Origin of the sequence: uncultured Psychroserpens sp., assembly GCF_947492715.1 — a bacterium.
Classification (GTDB): domain Bacteria; phylum Bacteroidota; class Bacteroidia; order Flavobacteriales; family Flavobacteriaceae; genus Psychroserpens.
This window is the reverse complement of sequence record NZ_CANLNS010000027.1, coordinates 1-320: the sequence shown is the minus strand read 5'-3', so window position 1 is coordinate 320 and position 320 is coordinate 1. Positions and strand designations below refer to the sequence as shown.

Here is a 320-nt window from a genome sequence, read left to right as displayed (position 1 = left end):
ATTACGAGAACTTGGACAGCTACTGACGACTGTGGTAATGCTGTGTCTGATACTCAAACGATTTCAGTGGTAGATACTACTGCTCCAACATTAACACTACCTGCTGATGCTACAGTGGAATGTACGGAAAGTACTGATCCTGCAGCTACTGGTAATGCTACAGCTACAGATTCTTGTGGAAATGTAACAGTTACTTTTGCTGATACTGCTGTTGACGCTTGTGGAAATACGCAAACAATTACGAGAACTTGGACAGCTACTGACGACTGTGGTAATGCTGTGTCTGATACTCAAACTATTTCGGTAATAGATACTACTGC

Annotated in this window: 1 pseudogene; it reads left to right on the top strand. The window is 42.2% G+C overall.

Annotation, left to right across the window (positions count from 1 at the left end):
* Positions 1-320 (top strand): annotated as a pseudogene (locus tag Q0787_RS19270) (metallopeptidase); the annotation flags it as partial.